The organism is Ruminiclostridium herbifermentans (genome assembly GCF_005473905.2).
Taxonomy (GTDB): Bacteria; Bacillota; Clostridia; order Acetivibrionales; family DSM-1351; genus Ruminiclostridium; species Ruminiclostridium herbifermentans.
This window is the reverse complement of the sequence record NZ_CP061336.1, coordinates 2,444,142-2,464,609: the sequence shown is the minus strand read 5'-3', so window position 1 is coordinate 2,464,609 and position 20,468 is coordinate 2,444,142. Positions and strand designations below refer to the sequence as shown.

The following is a 20,468-nucleotide window of genomic DNA, read 5'->3' as shown; positions in this document are numbered from 1 at the left end:
GAACTAATAATTTTACAAGCATTTGTTACTTTTTAGAGCATTGTTTGAGGGAATAGATTCATAGAAAACTGACCTAATTGTAAAGGATATTCATACTTTGCTTAGCTGAAAAATTCCACCATTGCTTAAACATATTATTTCCACCGATTTGTCGTGGGAAGCTTCAGCTTTTAGAAGCAATATTTTTTAATGTTCCTTCTTTAAAATCAATAGTTTTATTAATTCTATATCCAGTTCCGCTAAATTTTGCTACAAGTGTTCCATCCTCATCTAGAACCTCAACATCGCAGCCGCAAATTTTCTTTTCAGCAGAGGTCTCTTTAGCATAGGCTGTAATAACTTTTCCTTGTGGAGCCTTAAAGTAAGTGATACTGCAATTGATTCCTACAGTAGCAAGTCCATTAGAGTTTGTTGCTGCGGCAAAAGCAAAATCTGCCAAAGTAAATATAGCACCTCCTTGAACAGAATTCATGCCATTCAAATGTTTATCTTCTAATTTTAGGCTGGTAACAGCATAGCCTGATTCGACTTTTACAAGTTCAATTCCAACATAATGAGCAAATCTGTCTTTTTCAAAGAACTTTTTAATATCTTTTTCCATAGTTTTCTCCTTATAATTTATTATTAATATTATAAGTAACACAACTCGATTCATATAATAAATCTATCGTGTCAATGGTTAATTTAAGGCAGTACTAAAATACGGCCATGATAATTGCTGGCGGTCACATTTTATCCCATTTTACTAAGTTGTACTCGCCTAGCAAGTATTACGACGTACTCCTAAAAACTCTGTTCAAAATAAATTAGTAAAATGATTTAAACCAATTAAATTGAATGTCTTATAAATTACTCCAAATAATAATTTATAATTAAAAGCATTGAGGTTAGAAATAGGATAGAAATAATTATATACCAAAAAGAAAATAAATCCAATTCTGTTATGAGTTAATTTATAAAGCGAAATAGTAATCGTAGATTGATAATAATTAAAAGCAAATATATTTTAACTAGGAACAATATGAAACTAATGTTAAAATATATATACTTTAATAAATATTACCTTTATTGTCTGATAAGTTTAACAACAGATGGAGTATTGAGGGGTGAAATAACTATGGGCGTACGTTTAGCAAGTATTCACGATGTAGAAGCAATGAGCTATGTACATGCTAGAACATGGAAAGGCGCATATGATAAATTTATTCCAATAGAATATCTTAATAATATTTCAGATGACGGCTGGGTAGAACTATTTACAAGAGTAATTGAACATAATATTCATGAAGCTGCAGTTTTTGAGCAAGATGGAAGGATTACTGGTACAATTAGCTATGGAAAAGAAATGACAAAGCTAGATTGCCCAAATTGTGATGAAGGCGAGATTATTTCATTGTATGTATTACCTGAATACTGGTCGAAAAAGCAAGGTTATGAATTGACCAGATTTGCAATAAACAGGTTAAAGCAGCATGGCTGCAAAAGCTGCTATTTATGGGTTATTAAAGAAAACTATAGAGCTGTTAACTTTTATAAAAAATATGGATTTCTTACTACCAATGAGGTAAGTACTTTTGTATATGCTGGAGTTGAGGTTCTTTTAGAAAAATATAAAATGTATTTATAAAGAAAGTCAACTCAATCCCATTATGTGTTAAGTGCGCAAGAAAGGATAAAAATTATCCCATTTACATATATTGGGTATTTTTTAGAGGATTTTTATTAATATATTAAATTAAGTTGGTAAAATAATAATAATATTTAAATTACATGATTTTATGTTATAATAGCTTCTGTATGTTATGATATTATTTAATTAACGTTAAACTATGGAGGAATAGTTTTGAGCGAAGGAAAAAGAGTTACAACAAAAGTATCTGCAGAAGAAATTAACGCGCAGTACAAATATATAGAAGCTATTAAGCAATATGTACAAGATTTAACTATAAAGTTAGGTAAACCAATTAGATACAACATTGAAACTTTTGGTTGTCAAATGAATGAAAATGATTCGGAACGTCTTGCAGGAATGCTTTCCGAAATGGGATATTCTGAATGTGATGATCGTTCAGACAGTGACTTAATTATATTCAACACTTGTTGTGTTCGCGAAAATGCCGAGCAAAAGGTTTATGGACATCTAGGAGCTTTAAAAAAGTTGAAAGAAGTAAATCCAAATCTTATTATTGCTATATGCGGCTGTATGATGCAGCAGCCAGAAGTTGTTGCGCATATAAAAAAGGTGTACCGACATGTTGACATAATATTCGGCACACACAATTTATATAAACTTCCTGAATTACTCAATACTGCAATTGCGTCTGATAAAATGGTTATTGATGTTTGGGATTCAACAGGTTCAATTGCTGAAAACATGCCTATTAGCAGAAAAGATAAACTCAAAGCTTGGGTAACTGTTATGTATGGCTGTAATAATTTCTGCTCCTATTGTATTGTGCCATATGTCAGAGGAAGAGAACGCAGCAGGGGAATTGATGAAATAAGAAACGAAGTAATAAAATTGGCTGAGGATGGATGTAAAGAAATAACTTTATTAGGTCAAAATGTAAATTCCTATGGTAAGGATTTAGAAGGAGATTACACCTTTGCCAACCTATTAAGGGAGTTAAATAAAATTGATGGTATCGAACGAATCAGATTTATGACTTCTCATCCTAAAGACTTATCAGATGATTTGATTTATGCCATTCGTGACTGTGAAAAGGTTTGCGAGCATTTACATTTGCCTGTTCAGGCTGGAAGTTCTAAAATTCTTGAGGACATGAATAGAAAATATTCAAAAGAACAGTATTTGAGTTTAATTGCAAAGGTTAAAGAGCATATACCTGATATTGGCTTGACTACTGATATTATAGTTGGATTTCCTGGCGAAACTGAAGAGGACTTTGCAGAAACATTAGATGTTGTTTCTAAGGCAAAATATGATATGGCATATACTTTCCTATACTCAAAGAGGACTGGTACGCCGGCAGCAAAGAATCCAAATCAAGTTCCTGAAGAGGTTATGAAAGATAGATTTGATAGATTATTGGAGTTACAAAATTCCATAAGTCTTCAGATTAATAATGAACTTCTGGGAAAAGAAGTGGAAGTACTTGTAGAGGGGCTTAGTAAAAACAGCAAAACCACTTATACTGGCAGAACAAGACAAAATAAAATTGTTAATTTTAAAGGAAGTCCTGATTTAGTTGGAAAGCTGATAAAGGTCAGAATTGATGGAATACAGACATGGTCGTTAAATGGAACCCTTGATTAGTTAAAAAAGATTATTTTAAATAAGAATATATTGAAATAACTGTTCAATGTTAAATTTCAATTTTTTAAAGAATCAATTGGCTTTCAAAGGAGTAACTTATAAGTAAAGTTCAGTTTGAAATAATATTGTCTATATGGAAATTTGACTTATTCAACATATAGAACTATGTACGAAGTTTATGAAGTATTTTCATAAAATATTAAAGTTAATATCAGCTTAAAAAGCGTAGGTGTTAAACTTATCAATGTAAAGTTGAATTAATAATATAAGAATAATAAAAATAATCCTTAAAATGGAAATAGAAAGGTGATCATAATGGATATTACAGAAAAGGCAAGAGAACTTGGATTAATGATGGCAGAGTCAAAGGAAATGAAAGCATATAACAGCGCTGAAGCGGCAATGAAAGCAGACGAAAAGTCAAATAAACTTATGAAGGAATATAAGCAGCTTCAAATAGAAATGGTTAAGGCTACACGTGAAAACGCAGGAGCAGAGGCAATTGACAAAGCTAAAATAAAATTATTGGAAAAGCAGCAGGAAATTAATGATTATGAAATAACTAATAATTATCTTGTTTCAAAGGCAAATTTAGAGGCATTAATGAAAAAAGTAAATGATATTATTGTCTACTCAATAACAGGTGAAAGTGGCTGCACAGATGATAAATGCAAAACCTGTGGTGGCGGCTGTAAAGGTTAATAAAAGCACCTTAATTCAAAATTGAGTTTTCGATTGAAATTTTCGATGAATTTTTTAGATGAAAATTTTCGATGAAATTTTTCGAATTAAGAAAAATAATTACTCAAGTGGTGTTTCAATGAGCTACGGAGATATTCTCGTCGACTGAAGCAAAACGGTATTTATCACTTATAAAGTGTAGTACATTTTTTGCCTCATTATAACGCCAAGAATCAAAATAAAATTTTACTGTTTAAAAAAATTCTCATTACATCATATACTTTACGAGATAGGTGGGGTTTTATGGCTACTGTTACTCCGATGATGCAACAGTATCTTGATATAAAAGAACAATATAAGGATTGTATTTTATTTTTTCGGTTAGGGGATTTCTATGAAATGTTCTTTTCTGATGCAGAGATAGCATCAAGAGAACTAGAAATAACTTTGACAGGAAAAGATTGTGGTTTAGATGAAAGGGCTCCCATGTGCGGTGTCCCTTTTCATTCAGCAGATGGCTATGTGGCAAGGCTTATTTCAAAGGGCTTTAAGGTTGCTATATGTGAACAGGTAGAAGATGCTTCTGTTGCAAAGGGTCTAGTTAAAAGAGATGTAATCAAGGTAGTAACACCAGGTACTGTTACAGATATTGCAATGCTTGATGACAGAAAAAATAATTATCTTATGTCAATATGTAAAAATGGGAATTTTTATGGGATAGCTGCTGTTGATATAACTACCGGTGAATTTAATGCTACTAGAATTACTTGGGGAAATACCAAAGGCAAGCTTCTTGATGAAATAGCTAAATATTTACCTTCTGAATTGGTTGTAAACAGTGAGTTTAATAAGGATACTGAATTTTTAGCCCAAATAAATGTAAGATTTAATATATACATAACAGAATTGGAAGACAGCTTGTTTGAATACGGATCATCAAACGAAATTCTAAAGTCCCATTTTACTGATTTTAAAGTGAATTTAACCGAGTATGATATTTCTGTAAATGCTTCTGGTGCTTTATTAAGATACTTAGTAACAACTCAAAAGGTAAGTCTTAGTCATATACAGAATTTTAATTCATACAACATTGAGGAATATATGGTTTTAGATGCTGCTACACGCAGAAACTTAGAGTTAACTGAAACCATGAGAGAAAAGTCAAAAAAGGGTTCATTACTGTGGGTGCTTGATAAAACCATGACTTCTATGGGCGGTAGGCTTATTAGAAAATGGATTGAACAGCCTCTTGTAAATTTAGAAGATATAAAGCTGCGCTTAAATGCAGTTGATGAATTCAAGAATAAATTTATGGCACGTGTTGAAACCAGAGAACTCTTGAAAAGAGTATACGATATAGAGAGGCTAATGGGCAAAGTAGTACTTGGCAGCGTAAATTGCAGAGATCTGATTGCTCTTAAAAATTCAATAAATCAGATTCCTTACATAAAGGATATTTTGAAGGATTTCGAAGCACCTTATAACAAATACTGCTTTGAACAATTAGATTCTCTTGATGATGTCAGAAATTTGATAGAAGCTTCTATAATAGACGAACCGCCCATCACAATTAAAGAGGGTGGCATAATTAAAGCTGGCTACAATGATGAAGTGGACAAGCTAAGAACAGCATCTACACAAGGTAAGGACTGGATAGCTGCTATAGAAGCTGCTGAAAGAGAAAAGACAGGTATCAAGAACCTTAAGGTTGGATTTAATAAGGTTTTTGGTTATTTTATAGAAGTAACAAAATCATATTTTTCGCTAGTACCAGCGGAGTATATTCGCAAGCAAACTCTTGCAAACTGTGAAAGATATATAACTCCTGAGTTAAAGGAGATAGAAGAAACAATTCTAGGTGCAGAGGAAAAAATAGTTCAGCTTGAATACAACTTATTTGTTGAGATCAAAGAAGCTATAGCTGCCCAAATAACAAGAATCAAATTGACAGCAAAGGCATTAGCTGAGCTTGATGCACTAGCATCCTTAGCCGAAGTTGCAGACAGAGAGAATTATTGTATGCCTGAAGTAACTGACGGTGATGAAATACAAATTGTTGACGGCAGGCATCCTGTGGTTGAAAAAATGGTTGATAAAAGTAGCTTTGTGCCCAATGACACAGTGCTAGATAAGGAAGATGACAGACTTGCCATTATCACAGGCCCAAACATGGCAGGAAAGTCCACTTATATGAGACAGACAGCTTTAATTGTGCTCATGGCACAAATTGGAAGCTTTGTGCCTGCAACTACTGCTAAAATAGGTTTAGTGGATAGAATATTTACAAGAGTAGGAGCTTCTGATGATTTGGCTTCTGGTCAAAGTACATTTATGGTTGAAATGTCTGAAGTTGCAAATATTCTAAAGAATGCAACTAAGAATAGTCTGCTTATACTTGATGAAATAGGAAGAGGAACCAGCACCTTTGATGGACTCAGTATTGCATGGGCTGTTATAGAATATATAGTAAACAAAGAAAAATTAGGGTGCAGGACACTTTTTGCAACCCACTACCATGAATTAACTGAACTGGAAGGGAAGCTATCTGGCATTAAAAATTATTGCATTACAGTAAAGGAAAAGGGCGAGGATGTTATATTTCTTCGTAAGATTATCAGAGGCGGTGCTGACGGCAGCTATGGAATTCAGGTTGCAAGGCTTGCTGGTGTTCCTTTAGAAGTAATAGACAGAGCTAAAGAAATACTAATTGAGTTAGACGCAGCTGATGTTAACAAAAATGGAAGACACCATAAGACAAAAAAGCAGTTTGAGGGTCAGATGGACTTGTTTGCAGCTGCGGCAAAAGCATCACAGAATAATGAAGTGTTAGAGGAAATAAAGAAAATTGACTTATCTAGATTAACGCCTATTGATGCAATGAATATTTTGTACGATTTGCAGAGGAAGATGAATGCATAACAAATCCTTGCGCCTCATTGAAAAGCCGCTAAAGAAAATTAAGTTTTTCTGCAATAGAGAAATTTACTATTGAATCCATGCGTTTAATGAGGCAGGGAATTGTAATCTACATTTATATGTGGCGCATAGCATTTTGGTTTTCAGATTATGAGAATACCTTCGCGCCTCATTCAAACACCGCTTAAGTAGTGAAAATTTCTACAATCTGCGTTCTAGTATCGCTATACAGAAAGGGTGACATTAGTGGGAAAGATTATTGTGCTGGATGAAAATACATCAAATAAAATAGCAGCAGGAGAAGTGGTTGAAAGGCCGGCTTCTGTTATTAAAGAGTTAGTTGAGAATTCTATTGATGCCGGTGCAACAAGTATTTCAGTAGATATTAAGAATGGTGGAATATCCTACATTAAGGTTACTGATAATGGCAGCGGTATGGATGAGGATGATGTTGAAATTGCTTTTGAGAGACATGCTACTAGTAAAATTAAAAGGGCGGAAGATTTAGATTCTATAATTACAATGGGTTTTAGGGGAGAAGCATTAGCAAGTATTGCTGCCGTTTCTTCTGTAGAACTACAAACTAAAACTGCAAGCAGCACTTATGGAATGTACGTTCATGTTGTTGGCGGTGTTTTTAAAGAAGTAAGGCAGACAGGATGTCCTGTCGGCACAACCTTTATTGTAAAGGATTTGTTTTTTAACACACCAGCAAGATATAAATTTTTAAAAAAGGATTCCACTGAAGCTACGTATATATCTGATACTATTTCTAGAATAGCGTTAGGAAATCCTAATATAGCTTTTAAATTAACAAGCGGAAAATCAACCTTGGTTCATACCCCAGGAAATAATGATTTAAAAAGTGCAATTTTTAGCGTATACGGAAAAGAAATTTTAAAGGAACTCTTAGAGGTTGATTATCAAGACGAAAGATTTAAAATTTCTGGTTATGTGGGAAAACCTGAGTCAGCTAGAGCTAACAGAAATTATCAATCACTTTATATAAATAAACGATATGTTAAAAGCAGAACGGTTTCATATGCGGTAGAACAAGCATATTCCAGTATTCTTATGAAAAATAAATTTCCATTTTTCGTTTTGAATATTGAACTTAATCCTGGGTTAGTTGATGCAAATGTACATCCTGCAAAAATGGACGTAAGGTTTGCAGATGAAAGTTATTTATCAAGAGCAATATATATGGCAGTTTCAAAGGCACTTAACTCAAGCAGCTTATTTAATCCTGTTTCAGTGCCTGCAAAGGACAGAGAACTGTTTAAAATAAAAATTACATATACTAAAAAGGAATATATACAGGAACAGCTTATAAAACAAAAGTATACTATGAATGAGGCTGATGATTTTACTGCAGGTACCATAGCAACTCAATCAAAGCCTCAAATTTCAACAGACACACCTGCAATTGAACAAAAAAAGTATATTCAGCCACAGTATAGTGAGTTTGCTGCGCCAAAAGAAAAAGCTGCGGCTTTAAATGACATTTCAAATAATGTTATAGACAAATCTCATGAAATAAGGATGTTTACTAAAGCTTTAGAGCCTCTGGCAAAGAAGGATATAATAAAAAATGTAAAGGATGTGTCTGAAAGTACCGAAAAAGAAAACGCTGGTCATAGAGAAATAATTGCTAATGCTTCGCAATATATCTCTGGTAATTACAATGTTAATCAAGATATGACCTGTAATGATAATAAAATTTCAGAAAATTGTGATAAAAACAGTTACAATTCTATAGATACATTAGTATGTAAGGATTTAAAAAGTGAAGCTGAAAATAATACAGATGGGATATCTGATATTACTTCGAAAGATAATTCTAATCAAAGCTTATTAACCGAAAATGACAGAACTAATTCTTTAGTTTCCATAGAAAAAGAGCATAAAGATTATAATTCTGAAATCAGAGATGACATTAAAAAAACATATATTAAAAAAACATATAATGAAGAAACATATAATACTGATACTTTATCTGATTCTGACTCTGAAAAAACACAGCTTGAGTTAGCAGATATGAAATATATAGGACAAGCTTTTTCAACCTACATAATACTTCAAAATGGTAATGAACTAGTTTTGGTTGATCAGCATGCTGCACATGAAAGAATAATATTTGAAAAGCTAAAAACTAAATTTGAGACACAGGAAAATACAACTCAATTGTTGCTTGAACCTGTTGTAATTCAGCTTCAAGCCTTTGAACTTGAATCAATAAAATCTAATATTGAACTGTTTAATAAAATAGGTTTTGTTTTTGAGGATTTTGGAAACAATTCAATTATATTAAGGGGTATACCATATCTAATGGAGGGATATTCACCAAAAGAGATATTTCTGGAATTAGCCGATAAAATTCAGGAGTCTGTTAAGCCTGTTAATACGCCAGTTGCAGACGAAATGATTCACACCATAGCGTGTAAAGCGGCAATAAAAGCAAACAAGAAGCTTGATGATAAAGAAGTTCATCAGCTATTGACTGAACTGGCTAACACAGGCAGGAGGTATACTTGCCCCCATGGCCGTCCCACAATAGTACGCTTAACAAAATATGAAATAGAAAAAATGTTTAAAAGGATTATATAATTAAAGGATTATATGATGAAATAAAATTTTTTACAATCATCATGACAAAGTTTCTGTTTTCTGATAAAAATATAGGGATTACTAAACATATTTGAATAAATTATAAATAGAAAAGGAGTTTTCTTAGCCCAAAACATTTCTGTAAAAGAAGAACCATTTATTTGATATTCTTGTGTGAAGTGTTGGGCATGGACATATTTATGAACCGTGTAATTGTAATTGTAGGACCTACTGCTTCTGGTAAAACTAACTTATCAATTGAACTTGCTAAAAAATTGAATGGAGAAATAATATCAGCAGATTCGATGCAAATATATAAACATATGGATATTGGCACAGCAAAGCCAACTACAGATGAAATGCAAGGAATTAAGCATTATTTGATTGATGAGGTATTACCTAATGAAGAATTTAATGTCGTGAAATTCAAAGAACTAGCTGAAAAATATATTGAAGAAATTATAGCTAAGGGCAAACTACCAATTATTGTTGGTGGTACAGGACTATACATTAGTTCACTTATAGATAATATTAATTTTAGTGAAAGCCAGTGTGATTGGGAACTTCGTGAAAAATTAAAAAAAGAAGCTGAAGAATTTGGGGCTGAGTATTTACATGATAAGCTAAAGCAGGTTGATGAAGAGGCAGCAAAAAATATTCATCCCAATAATGTAAAACGTGTTATACGTGCTTTAGAGGTTTATTACCAGACTCAAAAGCCTATTTCCTATCATAATGAAATGTCAAAAAGAGTACCACCAAAATATAAATTCATGCTAATTGGCTTAACAATGGATAGGCAGTATTTGTATGAAAGAATAAATAAGAGAGTAGATATAATGCTGAAAAATGGACTTGTTGAAGAGGTTAAAGCCCTTGTTGATAATGGTTTTTCTGAATCAATAACAGCTATGCAGGGAATTGGATATAAAGAGATATTAGCTTATCTAGAAGGTAAAAATAGTTTGGAAGAAGCAGTTGAAATTATAAAACGAGATTCGAGAAGATATGCTAAAAGACAATTAACTTGGTTTAGAAGAATTAAAGACATCAAATGGTTTAATATAGATGATTATGGAAATAATCATAATATTATTGAAGACGTTTCAAATTACATTTGTACAAATTGAATTAGCTTCACAAATAAAAGTCTATCGGTGCAGGAAATTATCAATGGTTTAATGCTATAATAACTCAGATGTATGGTTGGGTAGTACATTGTGCACTTTAAGTTATTTCCTAACTATATAGTTGGAGTCTTAGTTAAATATTTTCGATTCACAGGGCAATTTCTGCTACAGTTTCCAACTATGTAGTTGGAGTTTAATATCTAGGAATGTTTTAATACATATTACCCGGATTATTACCAGCATTGTATGCAGATAAAGAAATAAAGAATTATGATGCTTTCTAACTTGTGTTTGGATTTAGCTAGTACAATATTCTTATTGCAAATGCTGGAATATTCTAGTAAAATGATTATGATATTTTCTCAATTGCATTGATAGAAAAATAAAATCTATCGAAATTAAAATTTACAGAAATTAAAATCGATAAAAATTTAAAACTTAAGTTTCTTATTTTGCTGAAGTAATAATGAAACATTGAATAGTTGAAAACAGATTGCATGCCTTACGCTATGTATACTACATAGATAAAGGCTTAAGCATTAATAAAAAATCATTAATCCATGCTTCCGCTTATTGCAGTTTGCTTATTATTACAGAGTATGGATACTATATGAAACTAATATATAAAACAAAGGAGTGGATACTTTGGTAAAAAGTACGATTAACTTGCAGGACATTTTTTTGAATCAGGTCAGGAAAGAGCATATAGCTGTTACGATATACTTAACAAACGGATTTCAGCTAAAAGGAATGGTTAAGGGCTTTGATAACTTTACTGTTGTTTTAGATAGCGATGGGAAGCAGCAGTTGGTTTATAAGCATGCAATATCTACAATAACTCCTATGAAAATGGTAAACTTAATATTTAATGAACAAATAAAAGAGTAAGTCTTAATTTATGTATAGATAAAAACTCAATTTTTGTATATAAATATAATTGCAGTGAATAAAATTAAAGTTAATTTAACTAATTTGTGAAATAGATTGAGCTGAATAATATAAAAATAGTGCTGTCACAAAAGAAAGCAATCAAAGTAGTATGCTAATTTTGTGACAGCTTTATTTTTACATGCGTCTAAATACTCCAATTACCTTACCTAAAATAGAAAAATTATCTCTTACAATAATGGGTTCCATACTGCTATTTTCAGGCTGCAAACGGATATGATCTTTCTCCTTGAAAAAAGTCTTACAAGTAGCTTCGTCTCCAAGTAATGCTACAACAATATCACCATTATTTGCTGAAGATTGCTGTCTAACTAAAACTAAATCATTATTTAATATACCAGCTTCAATCATACTGTCGCCTTGTACTCTCAGCATGAAAGCATCACCATTTTGAACAAAATCAACTGGAAGAGGAAAAGTGTCTGTGATATTTTCAACAGCCAAAATGGGTTGACCAGCAGCAACTTTACCCACTATAGGTACATCAACCATCTCACGGGAAGTATAAAAGCCTTTATTATAATTTTCAGTAGATTCTTTTACTTGTAAATTTGAATTGTCTACAATTTTAATGGCTCTAGGTTTTGTTGGGTTCTTTTGCAGAACACCGCTATCAGTTAACTTTTGAAGATATGCATGGACAGTAGAGGTAGACTTGAAACCAACAGCAGCGCATATTTCTCTAACTGATGGTGGATATCCATTTTCATTAACACATTTTGATACGTATTCAAGTATTTCTTGTTGTTTATCTGAACTTTTCTTTGACATAATAACCTCCCACACCCACTTTGGGCAAAATTATAATAAATTCTTTACAAAGAAACTTCTCTTTATTGATCTGCATTAATCTGCACATAATTTTATGTTTAATATTCAATTGTAATACCTGATTTCCACTGATAAATTTCAATATCTTCAAATCGAAGGTTAAGTAATTAAATAAGCGTAGTTGTATTTTAATATTTGCAGATAATGAACTTTATAACAAGTATAACACAATAAATTATGAAATCAAACTAATGTTCGAAAAAATCTTATAAAAATTTCTAAAACTATTGACAAGAGAACACATGTTCTGTATCATGTATTTAGTATAGAACATATGTTTGGAGTGGTTAAAATGAAGAAAAAATATATCTTAAAAAACAAAAAAAGATTTTTTAGCTTTATATTTATACTATCACTTATTACATTTATATTGATTTATACAAATGCAGTTTCAGGATATAAAGAACCTCAGTATCAGTCTATAATAGTTAATTCAGGGGATACTCTTTGGTCTATAGCTGAAAAATATGGAAGCAACCAAAACATTAGAGAATATATATATAATTTGAAGAAAATTAACAATTTAGAGTCAAGCCTTATACTTGAAAATACTGCAATTTTAATTCCTTCTGATGATACTAGTATAGAATGAACTTTAAGTTTAGAATTTTAGAAATATTATGTGAAGAACAAGTATTAGCCGACACAGCTAAGGTCAGTAGCTGTGAGTCTTAACCCGAGACAGGATGCCTTGGTAATATGGTCGGCGGAAGTACTTGTTTATTCACCGTAATTATTTCAGCTGCAAATTCGTGAACAAGCAATAGATATATATTGCTGCGTCCGTACTATTTAAGTAGTTTATTGTTTCTGTTTATTGTATTGTTAAAGCCTGAATAGTAATGATATAAAATTTTATATCAGGATTAAAGTAGCTGAATATTTGACATTTACAGAATGGGGTAGTATTATATATGCTGTGCTAGAAAAGAACTTAGTTGCTTTGCTTGGAGGTTTCGTTTCATGACAGCAAATAATATAATTATTTTTTTTATCATATGCGTGTTAATATATTTAATTGGTGGACTCTCTTCTTTATTTACGTTCTCGATACCCAAATTATCTAATAGATTATCTAATACATGTGCAATGATTGCTAGTGGATTTTTAAGCATATTAATGACTTATAAATTATTAATTTTGAAGGACACACCTTTAGAATTTAAATATTCAAATAATATCCCGTTTCTTACAATTAGCTTTAAAATTGATAATTTAGCTGCTTTTTTTATTTTAGTCATCGCAATTATTTCATTTATAGTTTCTTTGTTTTCATATACATATATGTCTCATTACTTTTTTAAAAGAAATATTTCTATATTTGGACTTTTATATAATCTCTTTATTATTTCCATGATTCTTTTAGTATCAAGCAGTAACTTGCTTTTATTTTTAGTATTTTGGGAAATTATGTCCTTGGTTTCATACTTTTTGGTTAATTATGAAAGTGAAAAAAAAGAAGTCCAAAGGGCTAGCAGAATATATATTATAATGACATATGCAGGAACAGCCTTTATAACTGCAGCTTTTGGTTTAATGGCATATTTTACAAAAAGTTTTAGCTTTGATTTTTCTAATATTGCCAATACCTCAATTCCAAGTAACTATGCAAATTTAATATTTATATTTTTACTTATAGGTTTTGGAACTAAAGCAGGAATAATACCAATGCATATTTGGCTGCCATATGCTCACCCTGTTGCGCCTAGTAACATATCGGCATTAATGTCAGGTGTAATGATAAAAATGTCTGTATATGGTTTGCTAAGAGTCATTTTGGACTTATTACCAGATAATCCAATGTGGTGGGGAGTTATAACGTTAATAGTTGGCTCTGCTTCAGCAATATTTGGAATTGCATATTCAGTTGCATCTACTATAAATATTAAAAGGTTACTGGCTTATTCGAGTATTGAAAATATGGGGCTAATATTCTGTGGAATTGGTATGTTTCTTATTTCTAGAGCTGCTGATAATTCCTTTTTACTTGTAATGGCATTGACAGCTACACTTTTACATACTTTAAATCATGCAGTTTTTAAATCTTTATTATTTATGGGTGCTGGAGCGATACAATATAGTGCTCATACCAAAGATATGGAGAAGTTAGGCGGATTAATAAAGAAGATGCCAATTGCATCAATCTTTATATTTATAGGATGTTTGACTATTTCTGCTGTACCTCCTTTTAATGGCTTTATAAGTGAATTTATTATTTTCCAAACTATTATAAATAGTATCGTTTGGTTTGCTAATAATTCATCTATAATTATTTTGTTTATGATTGTAGCAGCTGCTTTATCTTTGACAGGTGCTTTAGTTGCTTTTTGTTTTGTAAAGATGTTTGGTATTTCTTTTTTAGGTATGCCTAGAACTAGTAATGCTGAGAATGTGAAAGAACCAGAAAAGCCAATGTTAGTGGCTCTTGGTATTTCATCTTGTCTTTGTTTGGCTTTGGGTATTTTTTCAAAGTATACAATCAGCATAATAGATAATATAAGTTATGAGTTTTTAAATTTAAAGCTATTATCTACTGATTGGTCATTGACGAAGTTTGTACATTATCCTATAGGTGAGAATAAGCTAGATATATCTGTTGGGTTATTATCAATTTTAATATTTGTATTGTCTAGCATTGTTATACTAATAGTGTATTCATTACGAAAAAGAACTTCTGTGGAACGCTATAATACATGGGATTGTGGATTTACAAAAATTACTCCTAAAATGCAGTATTCAGCAACAGGCTTTTCAAAATCGATCAGAATTATCCTAAGAGGAATATTTAAACCCAATAGGGATTTAGTTATTACAGAAGGACATGGCCCTTATTACATAAAGAAAGGAATATACACCATGTCAACTGAAAAGGTATTTGAGAAATATTTCTATGTTCCAATTATAAAGTTCATAATTAATTTTTCCAGGAATTATAGATTTAAAATACAAACTGGTAGCATACATACTTATTTGCTTTATTTCTTCAGTATTTTAGTATTAATGTTACTTTACTATTCATTTATGGCGTAATTAAAGTTTATTGTCTGCATCCTTTTACTTAAACTTATTCTTAATATAAAAGGATGCAATAAATGCAAATATCTATATAGGAGGTGCCCAGTCCATGTAATGTACTATGTTGTTTAATAAAATGTGAGACATGGACATATTTATGATTACTTCAATATTAAAATTAATTGTTCAAATTATAATAATATTATTGATTGCACCAATTTTTACTGGTGTTATTAAAGTATTGAAGGCTAAAGCACAGCATAAGATAGGACCGTCAATTTTTCAGCCATATTATAATTTGATTAAACTATTTAAAAAAGATTTAGTAGTTTCAAATACTTCATCATGGATTTACAATGTAGCTCCATATATATATTTTGTAACATCATTAACAGCCTTACTTTGCTTGCCATTAGTAAATCAGCTTGTAGGATTTACATTCTATACAGATTTATTAATTATTGTATATTTATTTGTTGCAGGTCGTGTGTTTATGGCATTAGCAGGCCTAGATACTGGTAGTGCATTTGGTGGAATGGGCAGTAGTAGAGAAATGCTGGTCTCTGCATTGGCAGAACCTGCATTATTTATTATAATTATTACTGTAAGTGCAAGAACTGATATTGCATCCACAAATGTTTCATCAATATATAATTATATGGTAAATCATACGGAATTAGCTTTTACGCCAATTAATCTATTATTGTTTGTTAGTATGTTAATGGTTTTAATAGCTGAATCTTCTAGAATTCCAGTCGATGATCCTTCTACTCATTTAGAACTTACAATGGTACATGAAGCAATGGTACTTGAATATTCGGGAAGGCACCTTGCTTTTATTGAGTTGGGAACACATATTAAGCAGCTTGTTTTTATGACATTTATGGCTAATATTCTAATTCCTGTAGGATTTAATGTAGCAAATATATTTTTGGGATTTGGAATCTACTTGTTAAAGATATTTGTGATTACTATACTAGTTGCACTTGTTGAATTAAATACTGTGAAACTTCGATTGTACAGTATTCCTAATTTTGCAGCAATAGCTTTTATAGTATCTGTTTTAGGCTTTTTAACTAGTTTTATTCTAAAATAAGAATTAGTGTAAAAGGTTATCACCAGTAGTTTAAGTATAATATTTGCTCAGAATGAAAATAAAGTTTGTACTTACATAGTGCATTTTCAAGCGCTAAGACAAAAGTATTTTTTGCAGTATTGTAATATCTATAAAAAGGACGTGGATGATTATTATGTACAACAATGCTTTAAACCTTTTATCAATATTAATATTGATTTCTTCATTTGTTTTAATTGCAAATAAGAGACAAAATTCCTATATATCAACTTTTAGGTTTCAATCATTACTGCTTGCTTCAATATCACTTTTAGTATCAATTCGCGGTATGCTTGTACATAAGAAGTTTGACGAAGTTTTTATAATATTTTTATTAATAGTTTTGTTTAAAGTAATTTTAATTCCAATGGTTTTAAAAAGGACATCACAAAAGGTAGAATATACAGTTGAAAAAGACTTTTTCATTAATATTCCTATTTCAATGCTTATTTGTGGCGGGTTAGTCGTGCTTAGCTGGTATGTGATATATAGTATTGAAGGAATTACAAATCTAGATACCAAGAATTATTTGATATATTCAATGTCAGTTGTTATGATAGGATTGTTTTTTATGATAAGCAGAAAAAAGGCAATTGGTCAGATTGTTGGATTCTTAGTTATAGAAAATGGTATGTTTTTAGCTGCCATGTTGACTACAGAAGGTATGCCAATGTTTGTTGAATTTGGGCTGTTTTTTGACCTACTTACAGCTTTTCTGATAATGGGTATATTTGTGTTTAAGATTAATGATACATTTGAATCAATAGATATTAATAAGCTAAAGAATTTAAAAGGTTAGCCTTAAAAATGGGAGGAAATATGATTTTTGCATTTTTAGCTATTCCTGTAATAGCAGGTGGGTTAGTATGGATAACAAAAAATAAAACTGTAATACATTTAACTAATTTAATAGGAGCATTGTTAATTTTAATTTCTTCGATAGCAGCACTAATAGAGATTAATAAGTTTAAAGCAGTTACAAGCACTGGAATATTTAAGGATTTATTTTATATTGATTCATTAAGCGGTTATATATTATTAATTACAACTTTGGCATTTTTTTTAGTTTCATTATTTTCCATAAGTTATTTTGGAGAAGAGTTAAAAAGAAATGTAATTACATTAAAAAAGCTAAAACTTTATTATAGTCTCTCTAATGCATTTGTTTTGGCAATGATTTTAGCCTTAATAACACAAAACATGGGTGTAATGTGGATTGCAATTGAGGCAACCACCCTTGCATCTGCTTTTTTAGTAGGTTTTTATAACAATAAAAGATCCATAGAAGCTGCGTGGAAATACCTAATAATTTGTTCAGTGGGTATAGCATTTGCAATGTTAGGTATTATTTTACTTTATTATTCATCAACTATAACGCAAGTAGGAAACAAGATTTCCGGACTAAACTGGAATTTCTTACTGCAGAATGCTTCATCCCTTGACCCAAGTATTTTAAAAATAGCATTTATATTTATATTAATAGGTTTTGGAACAAAAGTTGGTTTTTCTCCTATGCATACATGGCTCCCAGATGCTCATAGTCAAGCACCATCACCTGTAAGTGCACTACTATCAGGAGTGCTTTTAAATACTGCAATATATGGTATCATAAGAGTTTTATCTATTGTCAACACATGCCTTGGAAATAATAACTATACAGGAAATCTGCTTTTATTACTTGGAATATTGTCCATAGCGACAGCTGCTATGTTTGTTTTAGTACAGCAAGACTACAAAAGAATCTTAGCATATTCTAGTATCGAGCATATGGGAATTATTGCTTTAGGTTTAGGTATATGTACGCCAGTAAGTATTTTCGCAGCAATGTATCATACCTTTAATCATGCTATGACAAAATCAATGCTTTTCTTGGCAACTGGAAATGTTTATTTGAAGTATCATACTAAAAAAATAGCTGGCATACGTGGACTTATTAAAACAATGCCAGTAACAGGTATAGTTTTTGTTCTTGGTGTTTTCGCAATAACGGGTATGCCGCCATTTGGTATTTTTATGAGTGAATTTAGCACAGTGGTAGGGGCTATACAGTCAAAAAAATACATAATTGCTATGCTGCTTTTATTATTTTTAGCAGTTATATTTGCAGGATTTGTTAAACAGATAAGTAAAATGTTTTATGGCAATAACCCAAACTCCGAAATAGAAAAAGGTGAGTTGGACTTCATTAGTTCATCAGTTCTTATAGTTTTGTTATGCATTATAATTTTTGTGGGAATATATATACCTGCCCCATTGAAGTCATTAATGGATGCCTGTACTGAAATTGTTTTAGGAGGGATATAAGTGGTTTCCGAAGCTATTTTTGAAGCAATAAATAGATTATTATCATCACATGCAATTGAAAGCAAATTGCTTAATGAAAATGAGATATATTCAGAGGTTACACAAGCATCTATTAAAGATGACTGCATTAGTATTTATAATAATATTGACTGTGTGCTTATTGATTTATTTGGTAATGACACCTCTCAAATTAATAATAGCATAACTATTTATTATACCTTTGCAGTTAGGTCATCTAATACACTAATTACCTTATACGTTAAGCTTGACAAAAAAAGCTCACTGCATATTGACTCAATTGCAAAGGAAATTCCTGCTGCAAGCTTGTATGAAAGAGAGATACAAGACATGTTTGGAGTTTCATTTGTTAATTCATTAGATAGCAGAGAATTAGTGCATCATGGAAATTTTCCGCTGAATGTTCATCCGTTAAATAAGGATTTTAAAGCAAATACTAGATTGAATTTTGAAAAGAGGGAGCAAAGTTATACCAGTATTTCTGGTACAGGAGTATTTGAAGTTGCCGTAGGACCTGTTCATGCAGGAATAATTGAGCCTGGACATTTTAGGTTTAGTGTGGCAGGAGAGCCAATAATTAATCTTGAGGCAAAGCTATATTACACTCACCGTGGACTAGAAAAGTTGTCAGAGAATGAAAATTATATGAAAGTACTTTTGTTTTCTGAAAGAATTTCGGGCGATGAGACTTTTACAAATTCTTTAGCTTATTGTCAGGCAATTGAAAAAATTAATGGAATAACCTATCTTCCTGAAAGAGCACTTTACTCTAGAACTATATTTGCAGAGTTTGAGCGCATTTGCAGTCATCTTGGAGATATTTCAGGTCTATGTGTTGATACAGGCTATATTTTTGCAAATGGACAATTTGCTATGATGAGACGTTGGATACAGGTTTTATGCGAACAGCTGACTGGAAGTAGATTCTTAAGAAATACAAATAAACCAGGAGGTTTAAGAAAAGATTTTATAAGAAATAATGAAAAATTAATTATTGATTGCTTAAATAATTTAGATAAAGAGTTTAGAGAAACAGTAAATATTGTTAAAAATAATGGTATGTTTATTGATAGAGTTGAACACACTGGAATTTTATCTAATGCTATTGCTGTTGATTTAAATGCTGTTGGGCCTGGTGGCAGAGCTAGCGGTATTAATACTGATGTTAGAAAAGAATTCCCGTATGCTGCATATTCAAAGCTTAAATTTAATGTACCTCAACATAATAATTGCGACATTAATTGCAGGATGAATGTTAAAATTGAGGAAATTATTGAGTCTATAAGTATTATTAGACAAGCTCTTGATAAAATGCCAGAGGAAGGTTCTATTTCTATTGACATAGGAAATCTTAAGCCTTATTCTTATGCCTTTGGTATGACTGAGTCACCCAGAGGAGAAAACATTCATTTTGTTATGACAGGTGAAAATAATACTATTTTAAGATATAAAGTAAGGACACCGTCATTTTGCAATTGGCCTGTACTATGCCATGCAGTTAACACTAATACATTAACTGATTTTCCACTAATAAATAAGAGTTTCAATCTTTCATATGCTGGAAATGATTTGTAATTTAGTGTGAGGTTATTAATTGAGTTTACCAATTTATATGCAGAAGTTGGTA

Annotated in this window: 15 protein-coding genes; 13 read left to right on the top strand and 2 right to left on the bottom strand. The window is 31.2% G+C overall.

The window, feature by feature from the left end:
• Positions 1 to 163: 163 nt before the first annotated feature.
• A complete protein-coding gene (locus EHE19_RS10095; RefSeq protein ID WP_137696055.1) occupies positions 164 to 601 on the bottom strand; it encodes a PaaI family thioesterase in 438 nt (145 codons plus the stop codon).
• 516 nt (positions 602 to 1,117) lie between these two features.
• Between EHE19_RS10095 and EHE19_RS10090 the strand changes: the two genes are divergently transcribed.
• From EHE19_RS10090 to hfq, 7 genes are all read left to right on the top strand, one after another.
• Entirely contained in the window at positions 1,118 to 1,627 is a 510-nt protein-coding gene (locus EHE19_RS10090; RefSeq protein ID WP_137696056.1) for a GNAT family N-acetyltransferase, read from the top strand.
• Positions 1,628 to 1,843: 216 nt separating this feature from the next.
• Positions 1,844 to 3,277, top strand: a complete 1,434-nt coding sequence (gene miaB, locus EHE19_RS10085; RefSeq protein WP_137696057.1) for a tRNA (N6-isopentenyl adenosine(37)-C2)-methylthiotransferase MiaB — start codon at positions 1,844 to 1,846, stop codon at positions 3,275 to 3,277.
• A gap of 315 nt (positions 3,278 to 3,592) precedes the next feature.
• Complete coding sequence (locus tag EHE19_RS10080) at positions 3,593 to 3,979, top strand: YlbF/YmcA family competence regulator (RefSeq protein ID WP_137696058.1); 387 nt, start codon at positions 3,593 to 3,595, stop codon at positions 3,977 to 3,979.
• Positions 3,980 to 4,261: 282 nt separating this feature from the next.
• Positions 4,262 to 6,877, top strand: a complete 2,616-nt coding sequence (gene mutS / locus EHE19_RS10075) for a DNA mismatch repair protein MutS (protein ID WP_137696059.1) — start codon at positions 4,262 to 4,264, stop codon at positions 6,875 to 6,877.
• Between the two features lie 243 nt (positions 6,878 to 7,120).
• Positions 7,121 to 9,481: a DNA mismatch repair endonuclease MutL gene (gene mutL / locus EHE19_RS10070; protein WP_137696060.1), complete on the top strand. Its 2,361-nt coding sequence runs from the start codon at positions 7,121 to 7,123 to the stop codon at positions 9,479 to 9,481.
• A gap of 200 nt (positions 9,482 to 9,681) precedes the next feature.
• Positions 9,682 to 10,611: a tRNA (adenosine(37)-N6)-dimethylallyltransferase MiaA gene (gene miaA, locus EHE19_RS10065; protein WP_137696061.1), complete on the top strand. Its 930-nt coding sequence runs from the start codon at positions 9,682 to 9,684 to the stop codon at positions 10,609 to 10,611.
• A gap of 645 nt (positions 10,612 to 11,256) precedes the next feature.
• Positions 11,257 to 11,499: an RNA chaperone Hfq gene (gene hfq / locus EHE19_RS10060; protein ID WP_137696062.1), complete on the top strand. Its 243-nt coding sequence runs from the start codon at positions 11,257 to 11,259 to the stop codon at positions 11,497 to 11,499.
• Positions 11,500 to 11,676: 177 nt separating this feature from the next.
• On the opposite strand, the gene lexA is transcribed toward hfq, so the two are convergent.
• Positions 11,677 to 12,330, bottom strand: coding sequence for a transcriptional repressor LexA (gene lexA, locus EHE19_RS10055; protein WP_137696063.1), 654 nt, complete (start codon positions 12,328 to 12,330; stop codon positions 11,677 to 11,679).
• Between the two features lie 352 nt (positions 12,331 to 12,682).
• Here lexA and yneA point away from each other — a divergent pair, with 352 nt between their 5' ends.
• From yneA to EHE19_RS10025, 6 genes are all read left to right on the top strand, one after another.
• Complete coding sequence (gene yneA, locus EHE19_RS10050) at positions 12,683 to 12,982, top strand: cell division suppressor protein YneA (RefSeq protein ID WP_137696064.1); 300 nt, start codon at positions 12,683 to 12,685, stop codon at positions 12,980 to 12,982.
• Positions 12,983 to 13,353: 371 nt separating this feature from the next.
• Positions 13,354 to 15,420 carry a proton-conducting transporter transmembrane domain-containing protein gene (locus EHE19_RS10045; RefSeq protein WP_137696065.1) on the top strand — a complete coding sequence of 689 codons (2,067 nt, stop codon included), beginning with the start codon at positions 13,354 to 13,356 and terminating at the stop codon, positions 15,418 to 15,420.
• Between the two features lie 142 nt (positions 15,421 to 15,562).
• Complete coding sequence (locus tag EHE19_RS10040; protein WP_137696066.1) at positions 15,563 to 16,501, top strand: respiratory chain complex I subunit 1 family protein; 939 nt, start codon at positions 15,563 to 15,565, stop codon at positions 16,499 to 16,501.
• Between the two features lie 154 nt (positions 16,502 to 16,655).
• The gene (locus tag EHE19_RS10035; protein ID WP_137696067.1) at positions 16,656 to 17,318 is read left to right on the top strand and encodes a hydrogenase; all 663 of its coding nucleotides are present in this window, start codon (positions 16,656 to 16,658) and stop codon (positions 17,316 to 17,318) included.
• A gap of 20 nt (positions 17,319 to 17,338) precedes the next feature.
• A complete protein-coding gene (locus EHE19_RS10030) occupies positions 17,339 to 18,823 on the top strand; it encodes a hydrogenase 4 subunit F (protein ID WP_137696068.1) in 1,485 nt (494 codons plus the stop codon).
• Entirely contained in the window at positions 18,824 to 20,416 is a 1,593-nt protein-coding gene (locus EHE19_RS10025; RefSeq protein WP_137696069.1) for an NADH-quinone oxidoreductase subunit D-related protein, read from the top strand.
• Positions 20,417 to 20,468: the final 52 nt, after the last annotated feature.